This window comes from Cryomorpha ignava (assembly GCF_010686655.1).
Taxonomy (GTDB): domain Bacteria; phylum Bacteroidota; class Bacteroidia; order Flavobacteriales_D; family Cryomorphaceae; genus Cryomorpha; species Cryomorpha ignava.
Genome location: NZ_JAAGVY010000033.1, coordinates 34,916 through 55,230 on the forward strand (window position 1 = coordinate 34,916; position 20,315 = coordinate 55,230).

Annotated in this window: 18 protein-coding genes; 10 read left to right on the forward strand and 8 right to left on the reverse strand. The window is 39.9% G+C overall.

The annotated features are described in order from the left end of the window. Positions 1–15 precede the first annotated feature (15 nt). Positions 16–864, forward strand: a complete 849-nt coding sequence (locus G3O08_RS14965) for a FecR family protein (RefSeq protein WP_163286196.1) — start codon at positions 16–18, stop codon at positions 862–864. 369 nt (positions 865–1,233) lie between these two features. Here G3O08_RS14965 and G3O08_RS14970 read toward each other — a convergent pair whose 3' ends face one another. Beyond that, positions 1,234–2,229 (reverse strand): YhdH/YhfP family quinone oxidoreductase, encoded by a 996-nt coding sequence (locus tag G3O08_RS14970; protein ID WP_163286197.1) that lies wholly within the window; start codon positions 2,227–2,229, stop codon positions 1,234–1,236. A gap of 3 nt (positions 2,230–2,232) precedes the next feature. Further along, a complete protein-coding gene (locus tag G3O08_RS14975; protein ID WP_163286198.1) occupies positions 2,233–2,652 on the reverse strand; it encodes a RidA family protein in 420 nt (139 codons plus the stop codon). 26 nt (positions 2,653–2,678) lie between these two features. Between G3O08_RS14975 and G3O08_RS14980 the strand changes: the two genes are divergently transcribed. Next, positions 2,679–3,776 (forward strand): ligase-associated DNA damage response exonuclease, encoded by a 1,098-nt coding sequence (locus G3O08_RS14980; protein ID WP_317164088.1) that lies wholly within the window; start codon positions 2,679–2,681, stop codon positions 3,774–3,776. Further along, the gene (locus G3O08_RS14985) at positions 3,773–5,368 is read left to right on the forward strand and encodes an ATP-dependent DNA ligase (protein ID WP_163286199.1); all 1,596 of its coding nucleotides are present in this window, start codon (positions 3,773–3,775) and stop codon (positions 5,366–5,368) included. Before G3O08_RS14980 ends, G3O08_RS14985 begins: the two co-directional genes overlap by 4 nt. Here G3O08_RS14985 and G3O08_RS14990 read toward each other — a convergent pair. Together G3O08_RS14990 and G3O08_RS21545 are read right to left on the reverse strand one after the other, a co-directional pair. Further along, positions 5,365–5,748, reverse strand: a complete 384-nt coding sequence (locus tag G3O08_RS14990) for a hypothetical protein (RefSeq protein WP_163286200.1) — start codon at positions 5,746–5,748, stop codon at positions 5,365–5,367. The two genes, G3O08_RS14985 and G3O08_RS14990, sit on opposite strands and share 4 nt — an antisense overlap. Positions 5,749–5,775: 27 nt before the next feature. Beyond that, complete coding sequence (locus G3O08_RS21545; protein WP_262888972.1) at positions 5,776–5,907, reverse strand: hypothetical protein; 132 nt, start codon at positions 5,905–5,907, stop codon at positions 5,776–5,778. A gap of 152 nt (positions 5,908–6,059) precedes the next feature. On the opposite strand from G3O08_RS21545, the gene G3O08_RS14995 reads away from it, so the two are divergent. Continuing rightward, positions 6,060–6,302 carry a hypothetical protein gene (locus G3O08_RS14995; protein WP_239541269.1) on the forward strand — a complete coding sequence of 81 codons (243 nt, stop codon included), beginning with the start codon at positions 6,060–6,062 and terminating at the stop codon, positions 6,300–6,302. After that, positions 6,284–6,523 (forward strand): type II toxin-antitoxin system RelE/ParE family toxin, encoded by a 240-nt coding sequence (locus G3O08_RS21900; protein WP_163286201.1) that lies wholly within the window; start codon positions 6,284–6,286, stop codon positions 6,521–6,523. Before G3O08_RS14995 ends, G3O08_RS21900 begins: the two co-directional genes overlap by 19 nt. Before the next feature lie 382 nt (positions 6,524–6,905). Here G3O08_RS21900 and G3O08_RS15005 read toward each other — a convergent pair whose 3' ends face one another. Genes G3O08_RS15005 through G3O08_RS15015 form a run of 3 tightly spaced genes read right to left on the reverse strand, consistent with a single transcriptional unit; the run spans position 6,906 to position 10,386 of the window. Continuing rightward, positions 6,906–7,658 (reverse strand): succinate dehydrogenase/fumarate reductase iron-sulfur subunit, encoded by a 753-nt coding sequence (locus G3O08_RS15005; RefSeq protein WP_163286202.1) that lies wholly within the window; start codon positions 7,656–7,658, stop codon positions 6,906–6,908. Between the two features lie 24 nt (positions 7,659–7,682). Further along, complete coding sequence (locus tag G3O08_RS15010; protein ID WP_163286203.1) at positions 7,683–9,686, reverse strand: fumarate reductase/succinate dehydrogenase flavoprotein subunit; 2,004 nt, start codon at positions 9,684–9,686, stop codon at positions 7,683–7,685. Between the two features lie 13 nt (positions 9,687–9,699). Next, positions 9,700–10,386 (reverse strand): succinate dehydrogenase cytochrome b subunit, encoded by a 687-nt coding sequence (locus tag G3O08_RS15015; RefSeq protein ID WP_163286204.1) that lies wholly within the window; start codon positions 10,384–10,386, stop codon positions 9,700–9,702. Positions 10,387–10,549: 163 nt separating this feature from the next. Between G3O08_RS15015 and G3O08_RS15020 the strand changes: the two genes are divergently transcribed. Continuing rightward, complete coding sequence (locus G3O08_RS15020) at positions 10,550–11,845, forward strand: aminopeptidase P N-terminal domain-containing protein (protein WP_163286205.1); 1,296 nt, start codon at positions 10,550–10,552, stop codon at positions 11,843–11,845. Here the strand turns inward: G3O08_RS15020 and G3O08_RS15025 are convergent. After that, positions 11,842–12,093: a hypothetical protein gene (locus tag G3O08_RS15025; protein ID WP_163286206.1), complete on the reverse strand. Its 252-nt coding sequence runs from the start codon at positions 12,091–12,093 to the stop codon at positions 11,842–11,844. The genes G3O08_RS15020 and G3O08_RS15025 overlap by 4 nt on opposite strands. Before the next feature lie 416 nt (positions 12,094–12,509). Between G3O08_RS15025 and G3O08_RS15030 the strand changes: the two genes are divergently transcribed. The 4 genes from G3O08_RS15030 (at position 12,510) to G3O08_RS15045 (ending at position 19,759) form a co-directional block, all read left to right on the forward strand. Further along, entirely contained in the window at positions 12,510–16,943 is a 4,434-nt protein-coding gene (locus G3O08_RS15030; RefSeq protein WP_163286213.1) for a T9SS type A sorting domain-containing protein, read from the forward strand. 24 nt (positions 16,944–16,967) lie between these two features. Next, complete coding sequence (locus tag G3O08_RS15035; RefSeq protein ID WP_163286207.1) at positions 16,968–17,837, forward strand: T9SS type A sorting domain-containing protein; 870 nt, start codon at positions 16,968–16,970, stop codon at positions 17,835–17,837. A 384-nt stretch (positions 17,838–18,221) separates the two neighbouring features. Then, entirely contained in the window at positions 18,222–19,013 is a 792-nt protein-coding gene (locus tag G3O08_RS21755; protein WP_163286208.1) for a LytR/AlgR family response regulator transcription factor, read from the forward strand. A 203-nt stretch (positions 19,014–19,216) separates the two neighbouring features. Continuing rightward, the gene (locus G3O08_RS15045; RefSeq protein WP_163286209.1) at positions 19,217–19,759 is read left to right on the forward strand and encodes an ORF6N domain-containing protein; all 543 of its coding nucleotides are present in this window, start codon (positions 19,217–19,219) and stop codon (positions 19,757–19,759) included. Positions 19,760–20,315: the final 556 nt, after the last annotated feature.

Consider the following 20,315-nt stretch of genomic DNA (forward strand, 5'->3'; position numbering starts at 1 on the left):
TTAAAATCGTAGAAGTTGAGCTCAAAAAGTCCATTTGAAGAAAAGTTAGATTATTGTCTGCACGAGAGCAGAATACCAGCACGATTATCAAAAGAAGAAGCGCGTTTTCAGGTTATGAACCGGATAAACGTTTCAGAGTCGGGGCGAAATGTAGGTTTGCCAACATTTCTTAAGGTCGCAGCAGCAGTTTTGGTTCTCGTAGGCGGAGGTTTTGTAGCCTGGTATTTTCTGGGTATCGAAGTACTCGAAAACAATAATTCGGGAATAGCAGAATATAAATTGCCCGACGGCTCTATTGTTAAGCTAAACCAAAATTCAGTTGCTTCTTACAATAGTTCGATGTGGTTTTTAAACCGCGAAATTGATTTGAACAGGGGAGAAGCATTTTTTGAAGTCGAGAAAGGAGAAAAGTTTACTGTTGAAACCCTTAAGGGTGATATCACAGTTCTGGGTACTTCTTTTAATGTATCGCTGCGCAACGAAAATTTTCAGGTAGCTTGTAAATCGGGTAAAGTAGCAGTGAAACTTGCCACAGGTGGTGAACCTATGCTACTTACACCCGGCACAGGAATTGATTTGGCCGTGAGCAAAACCAAACTTGTTGAGATACAGACGGCTAGTATTGGCCAGTGGACTATAGGAGAATTTACATTTGAGAATGTGCTGGTAACCGAGGTTTTTGAGACGATCCATACACAAACTGAATACGCCTTTGAAATTCCGGAAGGAATTGATTTAAAATACTCCGGTCAGTTTAATCTGAATCAGCCTATTGAAGAGATACTCGATATAGTGTGCATCCCTTTAAATCTGACCTATTCTATTGACCATCCAGCAAAGAAAATTTCAATCACCAAAATTTAAAATCATGCTTAAAGAATTGAACAAGATCAGAATGAGCCTGAAGGCCAATAAAGTTTCTGCCGGTTTGACTCCCTTGTGGGACCAGTTCTACGTAAAAGAGCAGAATAGAAAATTTAAAAATAAGTGGGACAAGATTAAAAGCTTGAATTCCTAAAATAGTTGTCCCGGTTTCATAAGGCACTATGATCTCTCCATGCAATTCCAGCCGTTTATTTGCTATGGTAAACGGTTGTTATTTCAAAAAGAAGGGAAAACAGCTCTAAGAGTGTATAAAGAGTAATGCGGGGAGAAATACACTTCCCGGATTTTTCATGGTAGTTTTAGTTAATCTGGTTAGGTTAGAAAGCCCCGCACACGCGGGGCTTTTCTTTAGATTGATAAATCGGCTACAACCCTTCCTACGGTCTCTCCTTCCAATATTTCGTCCATATAAGACGGAATTTTCTCTAACGGAACAATTAACTCCATCGATTCCAGATTTTCCGGTCTCAGATCGCCGGCAAGGCGCTCCCAAATTTTCATTCGAATATTGCGCGGTGTTTCCGCCGAATCTACTCCAAGTAGATTAACTCCGTTTAAGATAAATGGAAAAACGGTGGTATGTAGTTCTGAAGATGAAACGAGACCACACGCAGCTACACTTCCATTTCTTCCACAACGTTTTAGGAGCGTAGCGAGCGTATTTCCTCCTACGGTATCAATAGCTCCAGCCCAAGCGGGTGATAGTAGCGGTTTACCCGATTCGTCTGAAACTTCGTCGCGATTAATGCACTTTTTGGCACCAAGTTGTCGCAACCAGGTATAGTGTTCTTGTTTTCCGCTTGAAGCGATAATACGGTAACCTGCCTTTCGCAGAATGGCAATAGCCATTGAACCTACGCCACCGCTTGCCCCGGTTACCACTATTTCGCCCATATCGGGGTGCTGTCCGCAAAGTTCCATTTTATGCAATGCCAGAGCTGCGGTATAAGCCGCTGTTCCCATTACCATGGCATCTTTGAGGCTCATAGATTCGGGTAGAGGCACTACCCACTCGGCAGGTACAGAGATGTATTCAGCAAAACCACCTTTGGTATTCATTCCCAAATCGTAAGAAGTCACAATGACCTTCATGCCTACAGGCAAATCATCAGTGTTGCTTTCTTCGATGATTCCCGAAGCATCAACTCCCGGCGTATGCGGATATTTTCTGGTAACACCTTTGTTTCCTTTTGCCGAAAGGGCATCTTTATAATTTAATCCGGCGTAAGCTACTTTTATTAAAATGTCGTTCTCTGGCAGAAACTCGCGCGAAACCGTTTCAATTTGTTTTACAAACTTTCCTTCAGAGTTTTCGCGAACCACCAGTGCTTTGTAATTTTCCATGACTTATTTTATGGTGGCAATGCATTTTAGTTCAATTCCGATAGGGGTTGGCAGGCTGCAAATCTCCACTGTAGTGCGACACGGCTGATTTTCTGCAAAGTATTCAGCATAGATTTCATTGTAAATCTTAAAGTCGGCTTTCATATTTGTCAAGAATACGGTTACATCTACAAGTTCGCCCCACGATGACCCGGACGCTTCCAGAATAAGCCGAACATTTTTAAATACGGAGTGGCACTGCTTTGCAATATCGTAAGATTCTATATTTCCATTGGCATCAAGTTCAACCCCGGGAATTTTTTTTGTTCCTCGTTCTCTCGGCCCTACGCCACTTAGGAAAAGCAAGTTGCCAACCCGCCTGGCATGAGGGTATAATCCAACAGGTTCGGGAGCTTTATCAGAATTATATTTTGTATCGGTCATAAAATCTTGTTTTGATCTGTGAAACTATGAAAATGGTTTCAATTGACGGCAATATGGCCAAAAGGAAAACCATTTACACCAATTTCTGTTTGTTAATCATGGCTTTAATCACCTTCTCTTCAAAAGGCATTTACTGCAAGCAGGCAGGCATCTACATCGATCCGTGGAAGCCCGTTAAGCGGGCGCTTATCACCCACGCACACGCAGACCATTCGCGACCGGGAATGAAGAGTTATTTGGCTCATACAGATAGCCTTCCGGTAATGCGCCATCGTCTTGGTGAAGTTGATATTGAAGGAATTGCATATAAAAAGACGATTGATTTAAATGGAGTAAAAGTTAGTTTTCATCCCGCGGGACATGCTCCCGGCTCTGCTCAAATCAGGCTGGAATATAAAGGTGAAATCTGGGTTATTTCAGGAGATTATAAGCTGGGTAAAGATGGATTGAGCGCACCTTTCGAGCCGGTTAAATGCAACCATTTCGTTACCGAATCAACTTTTGGACTTCCTATTTATAAGTGGAAACCGCAAGACGAAATAATGGCCGATATAAATGGCTGGTGGGCTGAAAATAATAGCATGGGATTTGCATCGGTAATGCTTGGCTACTCATTCGGAAAGGCGCAACGCATTCTCGCAAATCTGGATCCATCTATTGGAGAAATTTTTGTTCACGGAGCCATTCACAATACAAATCTGGCACTTGAGATGGCTGGTTATTCCTTTCCGGAAAATACGTATGTAAATAGCGAAGTCGATAAATCAAGGTACAAGGGAGCCATGATTATTGCACCTCCTTCAGCGTTGGGATCTCCGTGGATTCGGCAGTTTAAACCGTATAAAGTGGCTACCGCTTCGGGTTGGATGGCGCTTCGCGGAGCAAGACGGCGACGTAATGTAGATAAAGGTTTTATTCTTTCAGATCATGCCGATTTTGAAGAATTAAATACCGCTGTAGCAGAAACAGGGGCAGAAAATATATTTGTAACCCACGGATATTCTACCGTTTACAGCAAGTGGCTTAGAACTAAGGGGCTTAATGCAAAGGTTGTTGAAACCGAGTATGAGGGTGAGCTTTCTGAAATTGGAGAATCTGTGAATAAAGAAAAGGAAGGAGAATGAAAGATTTTGCATCGCTTATTACAGCCCTTGACTCTACTACCAAAACCAATGAAAAGCTGGCTGCTGTTGTGGCCTATCTCAATAGTGCTTCAGATTCTGACAAACTTTGGTGCGTGGCGCTCCTTACGGGGAAAAGACCGCGCCGGCCGGTTAAAACTTCCTTCCTACGAGTTTGGTCGGCAGAGCTGGCGGAGTTGCCGCTTTGGCTTTTGGAAGAATCTTATTTTGTGGTTGGCGATTTGGCGGAAACGGTAACGCTTATTCTTCCACCGCCCGCCGCCGCCAATGAAAAATCGCTTACAGAAAGAATGCAAGAGCTGGGCACATTGCGCCAGCTGGAAGAAGCAGAGGTAAGGGAATACATTGTAAATGCGTGGATGGAAATGAATAGCGATGAACGCTTCGTTTTCAATAAGCTTATTACCGGTGGTTTTCGAATTGGAGTTTCGCAAAAACTGATGGTGCGCGCACTTGCCACCCACCTTGGAGAAGATGAGAACAAGCTTGCGCATCGACTAATGGGAAACTGGAAAGCATCAGAAACCAATTTTTACGATTTGCTTGTTTCGTCAGATGGAAATGAAAATTTGTCGCGACCCTATCCGTTTTATCTCGCCTATCCGCTCGAAGAGGCTCCCGAAAATCTGGGTAATGCAAGCGATTGGCAAATAGAATATAAATGGGATGGAATACGGGGCCAGCTCATTAAGCGCGAAGGCGAAGTGTACGTCTGGAGTCGGGGCGAAGAGCTCGTAACAGATCAGTTTCCCGAATTGGTAGAACTCGGAAGAGCCCTTCCAAAAGATTGTGTAATCGATGGTGAAATAACTGCATACAAAGACGATGCGCCCTTGCCGTTTACCTTTTTGCAAAAGCGTCTTGGACGAAAAAAAGTGGGCAAGGCAATCTTAAAAGAATCGCCGGTAAAATTGATTGCATACGATTTATTGGAATTGGAGGGACGGGATTTGCGGGAAACGCCGATGGAAGAAAGATCTGAACTGTTGCACAAACTCGTTGCAGAAACCGTTTCAGATCGGGTCTTGCTATCAGAGCCTTTCGAAATGTCAACATGGAAAGAGGCCGCAGCAAAAAGGGATGTGAGCCGGGAGAACTTTGCGGAAGGTCTTATGCTAAAGCGAAAATCGAGTGTTTACAAAGTGGGCCGCAAGCGCGGCGACTGGTGGAAGTGGAAGGTTGATCCGTTAAGTATCGATGCAGTAATGATTTACGCCATGCGCGGTCACGGTAGGCGGGCAAATCTCTATACCGATTATACTTTTGCCGTTTGGGATGGGCCTGATTTGGTTCCATTCGCGAAAGCGTATAGCGGACTTACTGATAAAGAGATAAACAAGATTGACCATTTCGTGAAGAAAAACACGATTGAAAGGTTTGGCCCTGTGCGCAGTGTAAAGGCAGATCTTGTTTTTGAAATAGGCTTTGAAGGAATTGCACCCAGCTCGCGGCATAAATCGGGTATAGCTTTACGCTTTCCGCGAATATTGCGGCAGCGAGAAGATAAAAAACCCGAAGAAGCCAATACGCTGCAAGACTTACAGGCTATTCTGGAGCAATTTACAAGCGTTTAATCAGAGGTGGTTTTGGGTTGGAAATTTAGAAGAATCAAACCCAAAAGGAAAAGTCCGAAAGAGGTAAAAATGAAATACCAGGCATAAGGCAGATTTTGGAAATTGACAAATACCGCAGCAATCAAAACCACTTTCCCAAAAAAATAGGCGTATTCAAATAAAGCACGGCGGTCTTTTGAAATGAAGCGTATCAGCGTAATTCCGAGAAGGATGGCAAGTCCGATTAGCAATGATAATCCTGTAAACGGCCAATGAGCAAAATCGGCAAAGTACCAATAGGCAAAGAAGACGAACGAGAATCCGTAGAGCACGCTGACCAATCTGGAATACCTGTCGGTTTTTGTTTTGTAATCGAGTATTTCGTCGGTTTCTTCGCTCATTGTTGTGATTAACGAATTTCGGTGAAATTAGTTGTAGATATTTACAAACTCATAAGAGAAGTTGAATTTTAACTCTATCTCTGCAATTGGATCTTCGCTATAGGCTGCGCGGGGTATCGCCCCCGCAGCATACTTCTTTATTACCCGAAATTTAATCATTGCTTGAACTTTAGCTTACGGCATTATTTTAGCGGCAGGGTTGATACTCTGCGGAGCGGGATTTATTAAAGACTTTCGCTACGCTACAAAGTTCTAAATACATTCCAGAGTGTTTTGAATTTATATTTCTTAAATTTGATTAACATCAAGCAATGAGAATGGATTTGTCAAGTCAAATAAAAAACAGCTTAATAGCTCGTATTAAGAATTCTAATGACATAGATTTTTTAAAGGCCTTGCAAACAATTTTCGAGACATCAGAGCAAGGTTTGTATGAGTTGTCGCCGGAACAAGAGGAGGCAATAGCAGAGAGCCGAAAGCAAATAGAGAACGGTGAATTTGAAGAAAATGATACGGTAATCTCTGAAATGCGTGAATGGCTAAAAGGAAAGTAAACTGGAGTACGCGAGCCAAGCGTGAGTTAAATAGAGCCCTTGCGTTTTATACCGGCCGAAATGGTAACTCGGAATATAGTCTTCAAATTCTTGATGGACTTGAAGACTTAACAAAAACTCTTTCAAGAAGTCATTTTATCGGAAGACTGGCAAGTGATAGAGTAACTCGAGTAATACCGTTTAAGGTGTTTTTGGTTTTTTATCAAGTCCAGTCCAAATAAATTGAAATTTTGGCTTTTTGGGATAATAGACAAGATCAAGAAACAATTGGTTTATAAATAAGCCGTTGCACGAATTGTTTAAAACCAAGTTCAATTGAAAGCCCAGCCTAAGCGAGGCATCCCTCGATTATTTGAAATCTTATTAAAATGTTAATCCACTTAGTTATGCAAGTGTGGCTTTTTACTTTTTTGCATGCACAAATGACTTCACCTTGATTTGATACTCACTTTTCGCAAATAATGAATATTTATTTCCCGGCGAGACGCCGGAGTAGGCGTCCCCAAACTTAAGCTTGGCGACTGCGGTGAGCATAAAAAAAGCTCTGCCTCGGCAGAGCTTTAAATATTAAAAACTTGATATATTCCGAAAAATAATCCTCAATTAATCCACCGGATTCAATTTTGCCTTCATATACTCTCTATTTAAGCGGGTAATGTTTCCAAGAGAAATTCCTTTGGGACATTCGGCTTCACAGGCTCCCGTTACAGTGCAGTTTCCAAAACCTTCCTTATCCATTTGCTCTACCATGTTGAGGGCGCGCACATTGGCCTCTACTTCACCTTGTGGCAATAGTGCCAGTTGCGATACTTTTGCCGAAACAAAAAGCATGGCCGAGGCATTTCTGCAAGCTGCAACACAGGCTCCACATCCAATACAGGTCGCTGCGTCAAAAGCGCTGTCTGCATCGTCTTTTGGCACGGGTGTAGCATTTGCATCGATGGTATTTCCGCTTGTATTTACAGAAATGTAACCTCCCGCTTGAATAATTCTATCAAAGGCAGTTCTGTCAACCACCAAATCTTTGATTACCGGAAAAGCTTTAGCTCTCCACGGTTCTATATATATTGTTTCGCCATCTTTAAATGAGCGCATATGAAGCTGGCAGGCAGTAGTGAGTTTTTGCGGCCCGTGAGGTTCTCCATTTATATACAAGCTACAGCTTCCGCAAATTCCTTCACGACAGTCGTGGTCAAATTCAACAGGCTCTTCGCCCTTTTTTATGAGGGTTTCATTGAGCACATCGAGCATTTCCAAAAAGGACATGTCGCTGCTTACATCCGAAATATCGTAATCAACCATCTTTCCTTCGGCGGCGGCATTTTTTTGACGCCAGATTTTCAATTTCAATTTCATAATCTTATCGTATTGGCCGTTGGTTTATTTATAACTTCTTGTTTTAACTTCAATTGCTTCATACTCCAGGTTTTCTTTGTGGAGTATTTCTGTTCCGGGATCTCCGGTATATTCGTAAGCACTTACGTACATAAAGTTTTCGTCATCACGCAAGGCCTCACCTTCTTCAGTTTGGTATTCTTCTCTAAAGTGGCCACCGCATGATTCCTCTCTATCAAGCGCATCTTTACACATGAGCTCACCTAGCTCGAGAAAGTCGGCTACACGGCCTGCTTTTTCGAGTTCAGAATTGTACTCATTCAGCTGGCCGGGTACACGTACATCCTTCCAGAAGTCTTCGCGAATAGCGCGAATTTCTGCCATGGCTGATCTCAAATCCACCGCATTCCGGCTCATCCCACATTTGTTCCACATAATCAGACCCAGCTTTCTGTGAAAATGGTCAACCGTTTTAGTTCCCTGAATGCTCAACAGTTTTTCGAGAGTTGCTTTCACTTCTTTTTCAGCGGCATCAAATTCAGGGCTTTCTGTTGAGATGGGCCCTGTTCTAATATCTTCGGAAAGATAATCGCCTATAGTGTAAGGGAGTACAAAGTATCCATCAGCAAGACCCTGCATTAGAGCAGAAGCTCCAAGTCTGTTGGCTCCGTGATCGCTAAAATTGGCTTCTCCCATGGCAAAACAACCGGGAACGGTGGTCATAAGGTTATAATCTACCCAAACTCCCCCCATGGTGTAATGCACAGCCGGGTAAATCATCATTGGCGTTTCATATGGATTGTCGTCCGTAATCTTCTGGTACATCTCAAAGAGGTTTCCGTATTTTGATTCCACCACTTGCTTACCGTATTTGATAATTTCTTCTTTCGACGGATTTTCCAATCCGTGTATATGCGCTTCCGTTTTACCATAGCGCTCTATGGCAGATGCGAAATCGAGAAATACAGCTTCGCCGGTTTTATTTACTCCGTATCCTGCATCGCAGCGCTCTTTGGCTGCTCGTGAGGCAACATCACGTGGTACGAGATTTCCAAATGAAGGATAACGTCGCTCGAGATAATAATCGCGATCTTCGGCTTTAATATCTACCGGTTTAAGGGTTTTATTTCGAACGGCTTCAGCGTCTTCTTTTTTCTTGGGAACCCAGATGCGTCCGTCATTTCTCAAAGACTCTGACATCAGCGTAAGCTTAGACTGATGATCGCCTGATACAGGAATACATGTAGGGTGAATTTGGGTATAACAAGGATTCGCGAAATACGCCCCTTTTTTATGTGTTTTCCATGCTGCTGTGGCATTCGACCCCATAGCATTTGTAGAAAGATAAAACACGTTTCCATACCCGCCGCTGCAAATTACAACCGCATGGGCACTGTGTTTTTCAATTTTACCGGTAATCAAATTTCGTGCAATTATACCGCGGGCTTTTCCGTCAACAATTACCAAATCGAGCATTTCGTGGCGATTGTACATGGTGATTTTACCTTTGGATATTTGGCGTGACATAGCCGAATATGCCCCAAGCAAAAGTTGCTGTCCGGTTTGACCTTTCGCATAAAAGGTACGCGATACTTGCACACCTCCAAAAGAGCGGTTGTCAAGCAATCCACCATATTCGCGGGCAAAAGGAACACCCTGCGCTACGCACTGATCTATAATGCTTGAAGAAACTTCAGCAAGACGATAAACGTTTGATTCGCGCGAGCGGTAATCGCCCCCTTTCACCGTATCGTGAAAAAGGCGGTAATTGCTATCGCCGTCGTTTTGATAATTTTTTGCTGCATTGATACCACCTTGCGCAGCAATACTGTGCGCACGACGTGGTGAATCCTGAAAGCAGTATGACTTTACGTTATAACCCATTTCTGCAAGAGAGGCGGCTGCCGAGGCCCCAGCAAGGCCGGTCCCCACCACAATTACATCAATAGACCTTTTATTGGCAGGATTTACCAAACGGATGTTATTCTTGTGATTCGTCCATTTTTGATCAATGGAACCTTCAGGAACTTGTGCATCTAACTTTGTCATCTTTCTAAATTCTTTAATGAGTAAGGTGGATATAGACAGGGATAATGGCAAAAAGCAATGGGATTAGCATTGCGAAAATATATCCTACAATTATAATTGCTTTTTTAAGCTTATCGGTTCTCAAACCAAGCGATTGAAATGCTGATTGGAAACCATGGCTTAGGTGAAGTGCTATGGCAACCATTGCAACCACATAACCTATTGTATAAAGTAATCCAAAAGTACCATCGGTAAAAGCCGTGATGGTTACCGTGTATAAATCTTTGTTGCCTGCGCTGTCAACACCAATTGGCCCCCAATGCATTACATACCAAAACTGGCGCATATGAAGAATAATAAAAACGAGAATAATCGTTCCGAGCAAAGCCATATTTCGCGATGTCCAAAGCGAATTTTCTGATGGTTTAGAATAGGCATAGTTCTTAGGTCTGGCTTTTCTATTTTGAACAGTAAGCACGAATCCATCTATGGCATGAAATAAGATACTGATATAAGTAAGGTAGCTCAAAATCATAACCACAGGATTAGAAGTCATAAACTTGGCGTACTCATTAAACTGGAGCAGCCCCTCTTCGCCACTTATTAATAATTGAAGATTTCCCGCAAGGTGGCCTACTAAAAATAAACACAGGAAAAGTCCGGTAGCCGCCATCCAATATTTCTTGGCGAGGCTTGATTGAATTAATGCAGAATTGCTCATTAATTTATAGATTCAAGATGTTAAATGTTTGACAAAGGTAAGTGAGGAATGATTAATAACCAGTTTTTCTATTTATTTAAACCCATTCTAAGCAAAGATGTTTTGAAAATATGGGTTTTAGCTTCTATCTGAAACTGTACCTTTGTATTTTAAAACTAAAACTATGCGTTATACACCCTTATCGAAAGACACTTACATAAATCACCGTAAAAACTTTGCCTCCAAATTACCGGAAGGTGCAATGGCTATTTTTAATTCAAATGATGTTATGCCAACCAATGCAGATGGCAACATGAATTTCAGACAAAACAATGATTTGCTTTATTTATCGGGTGTAGATCAGGAAGAATCGATATTGGTTATTTTTCCGGAATCATTTTCTACGGCTCACCGCGAAATCTTGTTTTTGAAAGAAACCAGTCCTTCAATCGCCATCTGGGAAGGTGATAAACTCGATAAGAAACAGGCCACTGAATTATCGGGCATAAAAAATATTTTTTGGTTAGACCAATTCGAAGCGGTTTTAAAAGGGCTTATGTCCGAAGCGAAAACGGTTTTTTTGAATAGCAATGAACACACTCGACGATCTAATGAGGTAGAAACACGGGATATGCGCTTCAATAAACAGATAAAGGAAAATTATCTGCTTCACAAATACGATCGCGTAGCACCTATTATGCATCGCCTTCGATCAATAAAGAGCACTGAAGAAATAGAGCAAATGCAAAGAGCTTGCAATATTACCGAGGCCGGTCTGCGAAGAGTTTTGAAATTTGTAAAGCCAGGTGTTAAAGAATTTGAAATCGAAGCTGAGTTTATGCACGAGTTTTTGCGAAGAGGTTCGCGCGGATTTGCTTACACTCCTATTATCGCATCGGGTTTTAATGCCTGTGTATTGCATTATATTGAAAACAATGAAGCGTGTAAAGACGGCGATTTGATTTTGATGGATGTTGGCTGTGAGTATGGTAATTATGCCAGCGATATGACTCGTACCATTCCAGTAAATGGAAAATTTACCGAAAGGCAAAAGGCAGTATATAATTCTGTACTTCACGTAATGAAGGAATGCAAAAAAATGCTGCGTCCGGGTGTTTTTCTCAATGAATACCATAAGAAAGTCGGGGATCTCATGGAGGTAGAATTAATTAAACTGGGTCTGCTTACGCAAGATGATATTGATAACCAGGATCCTGCAACTCCGGCATACAAAGAATACTTTATGCACGGAACCTCTCATTTTATTGGCTTAGATGTACACGATGTGGGATTGTGGTCTGAACCAATTGAGGCGGGAATGGTATTTACGGTGGAGCCGGGAATTTACATTCGCGACGAAAGAATTGGTATCCGCTTAGAGAATGATATCGTAATTACTGAAAAAGGATTTGATGATCTGATGGGTAATATTCCACTTGAAGTGGAAGAGATTGAAGCACTAATGGCTGAAAACGCTTAGCGCGACACTGTGAAATTTTGACTGTTTACGCGGTCGCCATCCAGAATAAGAAGCACGTACTTACTATTTTCAAGCTCTGAAATATCGATTTTGGTTTCAAAGTCGTTGATAGATCCGGTTTTAATAATACGTCCGTTTTCGTTGCAAATGTCAAAAATTGTACGTGATGTTTGCGGAAGATATTCGACGTAGAGGTTTGATTTACAATAACTCACATGTACTTTGACATGTTCTTCGATCCGAATCATAGTTTTAGGTTTTAACAGACCTATCTTACGCTTCGGGGTTGGGCTTGGTTTCTTATTACCGACGGATAACAAAATATCACTTACGAACATTGATTTATTAAGGATTTAACAAAATAACAAAGTAGGCTTCAATTTTGAAGCTCACTTTTTTGCTTTTATGGCTGAACTTCCTGATAATTCTTTATAAGAATGAATGTCATCTATAAGACTGAATTTCGATAAACTTTTTTTAATTCCGACAAATTTATCTTTTAAGGTTCAGAATGCCAGTCTCCTACGAACTATCGAATAAATTCAGTTAAAAATAACTTGTTAAAAACTTTTTTTAACGAAAATAATTCGCTAAAATTGAAATGAATTACAGGTTTTATGTTTCCTTCATTTTTATCCTTTGTTAACCCTCAAAACTATATAAGATGAAAAATTTTACTAATTTCCCGCTTCCCGCTTCCCGCTTCCCGCTTCCCGCTTCCCGCTACCCGCTACCCGCTACCCGCTACCCGCTAATAGCGATTCTTATTCTATTCCTAATGGTTGGGTTTAATTCACTATACAGCCAATCTGTTACTGAATTGAATTGTGAAGTACTAATTGATTCTACGGGCTCTAAAAGTTCTTCAAGAGGACTTAAAGATAGCGAAAATGGATGGTATCTTCCTGCTTCAGGAACCATCAAGATTTTAATTGTCTTTGCTGAAGCACAATACTCCCCAAGCTCTTTAGATCCGGATTATACAGGAAGTCCGAATTGGCCCGTAAATAATATCCCAACTTGGGCAAGCAAATTAGTAGATAAAACCGTTCTTCCGAGTCCGCAGGGTGTTCTAACCCGTTATTTTAAGGAAGCTTCCTCAGGCCAGCTTAACATTATTGGGGATTATCTTCAAGCACCAACTAACAATGGTGTTTTTACGGTATCATCTACCAATGTAAATGTTGCAAACAGTGAATTAGTTGCTGAAGTTAATTCAATGATGAATGGAAATTTTCTAACTAGCGGAGGTGTAATAACGCCCGGAACATTTGACAATTGGACGAACGCACCTTTTTTCGGTGAGCCAAAAATTACTCCAAGCACTGACTCTCCTTCTTCTTATGACCATGTTATGATAATTTGGCGGAATCATAATTTATACAATGGCGGAAATGGACGTATGTCAAATGGTAGTTATGGGGTTTTAGTAGGATATCCTTCTGATACCTATACACAATTTGGTTCAAGCGGAGGTAAGATACCAGCGAATATTGCCCGACATGAATTTGCGCATTGTATTCTGGGTGGAAACGAATTTCATAGTTCCGGTGGTGGTGCCCAAACGAATTATTGGATAGCTGCTGCAGGCGGATATGGACTTCTTAGTGGTGCCGGGTCGTCTTTGCTCACTTGGAATGGATGGGATCGTTATCGTTTGGGATGGAAGAATACAGCGAACACAAATCTTATTTCAGCCAGAAATGCGAGTGGTACAGAAGTAAGTGGCGACTTAGACGCAACGAATTCTGCACATGCAGGAATTTATGTTTTGAGAGATTTTGTTGTTACTGGAGATGCAGTCAGGATTAAATTACCGTTTTTAAACCCAGCAACTGAATATCAACAATATCTATGGTTGGAAAATCACAGGGGATTAGTAAACAATAGCAATGAATTCGATAAGTTTATTTATCAAAATTCATCCTGTGTTGATCCCATGGAGTGGGGTTTAACTGCCGCTCTCCAAATTGACAAGGAAATTAAGACTGGGTCAACAGCTTTCGGTGGATATTCAGAATACGTGAGACAAATCTCTGCTGATGGGATGTGGGAACGATCATTTGATCCACCCATTTTAGATCAATGCCTCCCTCCTTCCTGGAACAATTATCCTAGGCCGGCAACTAAGTTAAGAGAAAATCCATTATCCGGACGTAGTGATTTAGATAGAGCATCGATCGACTTTGGTAATGATGGTGCATTGGTTTATATAGATCAGACAACGGTTTCCGCCGACAAAGTTAACGGGGTTTTTGAGTACAAGCTTTTCGGTAATGGAAATCCTCGCCAATTATTTACCGCAACCGGAACTAATTTGATCGCTATAGGCACGAATCCAACAAGTGCAGCGCGAATGAATCAAGCAGGGCTAAATGGTGTACAAGGATCTAAGAATGTTCGAAGTATTTATTTAAATGGTGTAAGAGTTGAAATTCTTGATATGCTTCCCAATGGCGACATCAAAATCAAAGTAGATTTTGATCATGTTGAAATTGAAAATGATGTAACATGGATGGCACCGGATATTGTTCTGAATGAAATAACGAGTTCTTCCGGTTACAGCCTTGTTGTAAAAAGCGGAAACACACTCACTTTAGACCATGGAACTGTGGCAACCAGAATGGTCGGTACGGAGACTTTTGAAGGTGACGATGTTTTTACTAGTCCAACAGTAATGCGAGTGAAAGCAAATGCCACAGTAAATCTCGAAAACGGAAGTACGCTTGTGATAGACAGAATGAGTAAGTTATCTATGGAACCAAACAGCCAGATAGATATTCAAAATGGTGCGGTCTTAAAAATTAAACGTGATGCCGTTCTTGATATCCAAAATGATGCTGTAGTAAATGTAATGAATGGGGGCAAAATAATTATTGAAAAAGCAGGTGGTAGTTATGGAGCAGGAGGATTATATTTTGCTAAAGATGCTCGCATTAATTTGAATGGAACAAATTCACTTATTGATGTAAATGGATTAATTGCGATTGGTGAAGATGCAACTTTCCGACTGTCTGATCTTACAAATGCAACAAAAACAAGCGGAAAAATAAAATTTCAGGGTGGTTTTGATAATAGCGTTGAAATAATAGCTGGAGACAAAGCTGCAGTAAATATTAAGGGGTATTCAAAAACACAAGAGGTCATAATTAATCTCAAATCAGTTTTGGAATTTCCCGACAATTTGATCGATTTTGACATTAGAGATTTGAGAATTTCACAGGGTTATGCTGATCGTATTAGTCCACCTTATAGCAATACCTGTACTATTAAATTTAACAATGTGCTTGTAACAAACATTACAGGTGGCTATGATAATTACGGTATTAAATTATATGGTCAAAAATATGTCTCAATTTCCAATTCTACCTTTCAAGGTTGTGCCTTTGGTGTGAATTCTTTAAGTTTTGAACTGGGTAATAATTTAGCGGTTTCAAAATCAGATTTCAACGATTGTAAAATGGGTATCTTTACAAATGGAAAGGGTGGTTTATTACGTGATGTTAATTTTTATAATTGTGGAGTTGGTTGGGAAGCTTGGAATACATCCGCATCATCTGATATTAGAAGAACTACGGGTAAACACACAGCACATGATAACATCATTTATGAAGGTGGAACAACGCTTGTTGTATCTAATTCAATATTTCAGGATGCTGAGCGAGGAATTACCGCAACTAAAGCTACGTTAAAAGCAACTTGTAACAAAGTTCAAAATCATTCGCAATATGGTATTTATGGTAATCTGAACGCCTCATTATTATTTAATCAATCTTTTGGTAATAATAGTTTCAACGATAATAAGCGGACCATAAATTTATATAAAGCGAATAGCCTGGATTTATATCGCGGATGGAATGATCTACGCCCTGTAACCACAGGAACTCAAGACATCATAAATGGGTCTTTCATCTGTTCTGGTCCCACAACTATTTCAGCTATTAACAATAAGTGGAAATCGAATGGAACATCGCCTAATACAAATGATTATTACGTAGTTCGTGACTGCTCTCCTTCTTTCCAGATTACCATCGTAGATCCAAATCCGATAAATGTGATGTTTGTTTGTGAATATCCTGAAATACAGCCAAATGGAGGCCGACCAGCTTGGGCTGTGGATAATAATTTAAATGATTCTAATACATTGGAGCCATTAAATTCTTACGACGTCAATGACTACAATAATGAGGGTGACGTTATAGGAAATGAAGTCTTGGCAGTTGAATGCGACACGTTAATTCAAAAACTTCAAGATGGGAATATTTTTGATTATATAAACATTTCCGAAACCGATGATATATCCGAATTAATTCCATTAAATGAATTTGTAAATGAAAAAATTAGTAATTACTATTCCCTGGTAGATATTATTAATTCGTCAAATTCAAATGAAGAACTTGGAAATACTATCTATGGAAACGGTATTACAGAACTGTTTTCAACCTTTGTAGAAATGAATTCAGTATCTGATTCTTTGGCGGGGCTTACATCTCAAGATTTGGAAGATTTATTTGCAAGCATCCAATCCGTACTTGATAATAGTATCATTAGTTTTCCGGAAAGTTCTGATTATTTATTCGGACTTCACCTTTCAAAGGCTCAAGCTTATCGAATTTATGGGGATTACGTTTCAGCCATTTCGGAGATCGTGATTGCACAATCTTACGCATCTGACGAGAGCCAGATTGATTATGCTGAAAGAGTGAATTGCATGTTTAACGCAGAGAGCATTATGGTTGCGAATCCCGGAAAAGATGAGTGGCCTGATGAATATTCTTCTTGTGATTATTTACTTTTAGCTGATGAATACTCGGTAAATGAAAACATGCTTAACCCATTAAGTGAGTTAGAAAAGATGGTGAGTATTACTGCTCAGCCAAATCCAACCTCTAATTTAGTGCTTATTACTGCGATTGACACAGAATCAGAGATTCGGGGTATTGATGTTTTTGATACCTATGGCAGGAAAGTGAGCTCATCTAACTCTACCAATGGCCGAACGATCGAAATGTCTGGCTTACCTAATGGAGTCTATTTAATTCATGTAAGGTTTCTTGATGGAGCTATTGCTACCACCAAAATTCTAAAGACAGAGTAGTTTAATTCTTTAAAATTTATTGATATGTCTAATTATAGAAATAATATTTCGTGTATGATGTTGACTTTTATTTTAGTTACATCGGTGTTCATTTTACATCCTAAGCCAGCCCAAGGACAAGAGCAACAAGATGCACAATGGTCATTTTATCTCGCTTTCGAGGACGCAACTGGGGCAAAAGATTCAGTCTGGTTTTTGATGGATACAGCAGCAACCTATCCTTGGAGTATTTCAGGGCTATATGGAGAAGAACCGCTAGAGCCGGATAGCGTTAGCTTTCAAGTGTGGTTTCTACATCCTCTTGATATGCAAAGTGGCAATAAATACAATACATGGTTAGGTAAGCCTAATTTCGAAGCGTATAGTACTGAACTATTCGCTGAAAACGGTATAATGCCTTACATTGCTACTTGGGATTCATCTCTTTTTACAGCAGATATTTTATATGAATATGGCGACCCGATTCACAAAGCAACTCTGGATAATGAGTATTTTTTTATGCAAAACAATAGTATTTGGTATAATCAATATTACCTCACATTGGACGATCACGTTGAAATGCCTTATTTCTGGTGGGGCTCGAGTAATCAATTTCCATTAGATATTAATTTTGAAAGAGGTCCCCTGGGAAATGATGTGGGTTTAGAAAAAATGAAAGAATCTGAATTCTCCATTTTTCCGAACCCGGCAACTAGCCATATTTTAATGTCGTTTACAAAATCAGTAAATGCAGATTTTCGGATTTACAATGCAAATGGTATGCTTGTTAAAAGTGGGGATGTGGTTGGTGACGAAATGAAGATAAACCTAAACGGTTTTGCCAGTGGTCTCTATTTTGTAGAAATACAAGATGAGAATGGGACATTGGTTCAAAAGTTTGTTGTGGATAGGTAAGGAGGATAAAGTTGTTAATTATATTTTATTTCTCTATATATCAATTATTTATGGATTATAAAACAAACGAGTGAAGCCGTTATGCGAGATGCGTAACGGCCTTTTGTTGTTAGTAAGCGTAGTGCAAAAAGCAATTCTTCTCTTACTTTTTTGCTTTTAAAACCAATATGAAACCTGCTTACCTATCAATAAATATCCATCGTGAATCTGAAAGCATACCAATCTCTATTTCGAAAATCACAATTTGAATAGTCAACTCTTTTGTTTGTAGTTGTGAAATCATAGACATTTCTTTAAATTAACACCGAAATAAATATACGCTGGATGAAGTTTAATTTCGGTTGGGAATAAACAAACGGAATCAATGAACGAGACAATAAGATAGTGGAAAGCGACGAAAATAAAATAAGAGCAATAATAGTTGACGATGAAATGCCGGCTCGTGAGAATTTGCGTTTTATGCTTAACGATTATTGTCCTGATGTGGAAGTTGTAGGTACTGCCGATGGCGTAAAAAATGCGCTGGAGCTTTTCGAAAAGGAAAAACCAGATCTTATTTTTCTGGATATCAGAATGCCTTCCGGTGCTGAGGGATTTGATTTGCTGGCTAAACTTGCCGACAAAAAATTTTACGTTGTATTTGTAACTGCTTTTAAGGAATACGCCATCCGCGCTTTTGAAAACAGAGCCCTGCATTATATTTTAAAGCCGATTGATGAAACTGATTTAATAGAAACCGTGAACCGCTTGAAAGACAGAATAAGCTCTGATCTTGTATCTGAAGAGGGTGCGATGGAATACCGTGAGAGCTTGATGCGGATTGAATCGGAAGTTCAAAAGCAGGGAAGACCAAGAAGGTTAACTATTCACCACAGCAAAGGCATAAAGATCATTGATCCCGATGATATTACCCATCTTGAGGGAAGTGGAAATTGCTCCATTTTGCATTTTAGCAATCGATCTCAATATCTGGATACGCGTACATTGAAAATTTATGAAGTTCTATTGGACGATTCGTTTTTCAGAATCCATAAATCCTTTATCGTTAATCTCAAAGAGGTGGCCGAAATTCTGCATGGAGATGAGCAGGTGGTAGTCTTAAATAACGGTGTAAAAATTCCGGTTTCACGAGAGCGGAAGAAGGAATTGATAGATCGGATATCGGAGCTTTTGTAATGAGACCTTACTCCAAAAAGATACGGCCAAGCCGATTACTTGAGGTGAGCGTTCGAATTAAAGAGCTTTGTCAGGACTTTAATCGTGCATATGATAATTATCTTTGAAATGCAATTCGTTATATTTGGGTTGTCAAACTTGATATTCCAATTTGGAACATCAAGATTTTAGGTTAAAATTCCTTGGCGTACAATTAAATTGAAATGAAAACTGAATCGACTCTAACACCTGAGAGAATTATCAGCAAAATTTACCTAATCAGAGATCAAAAGGTAATGTTAGATAGAGATTTAGCAGACTTATATGAGGTTAGCACCAGCAATTTAAATAAGGCCGTATCTAGAAAAATAAAGCGATTTCCGGAAGATTTTATGTTTCAACTTAGTGCTGAAGAATGGAACGGTTTAAAGACTCGAAATGAAACATCAGAATGGGGAGGAACCAGAAAAAGTCCTAAGGCCTTTACTGAACAAGGACTTGCTATGCTGTCCGGAGTTTTAAATAGCGACAGAGCAATCATGGTAAATATCCAAATTATGCGCACCTACACCAAAATGAGGGAAATGCTTTTAACCCATAAGGACTTGCTGTTTAAAATCAAGGAAATGGAAGTAGCGGTAACGAAAAACCACGAGGATATTGAGATAGTTTTCACCTATTTACGACAATTGGAAGAAGGTAAAACTCAAGAAATACTGCAGCAAAATAGAGTATCAATAGGATATAAAAGAAAAGATGATCGATGAAATTAGAATATTGATTCCCCTTGAGAGAATCAGTAAATTGATAGGTTAAGCCTCAAAACCTCTTGCCTTAGATGAAAAGGAAAATGCGTATCCAAAATACCACATTAAGACAGGCAAGTGGTGGTTCTGAAAAATGGTGCAAGAATCCCTGTTTCGCGAGAGCGTAAGAAGGAATTGATTGATCGAATTTCGGAGCTTTTGTAGAGGTGATTCATTTCTAAAAAGGCTGTTTTAAGGAATACAAATTGAATATCGTATAGTTTGAATAGCTTGCATGTTCAATTCTTACCGAAGCAGATAACCCTATCAATTCTTGAAAGAAAGCGCCATATTTCAAACTTTTGAACCTGAAAACCCGGAATTAAAACGCCTTGTGGCTTATTATTACTAAAGTTTCGCAGGAGCTATTGTGTTGATAATTAACATTGTAAAGTTAAAAAGTGCAGCATTTTTATTACTTTAAGATTCTGAAAAACAGTATCTTAAAGGCGTAATTCCAAATACGTAAAAATGCTGCAATCCAAAGATATTAAAAATTTGTCAGAGCTGACTACTT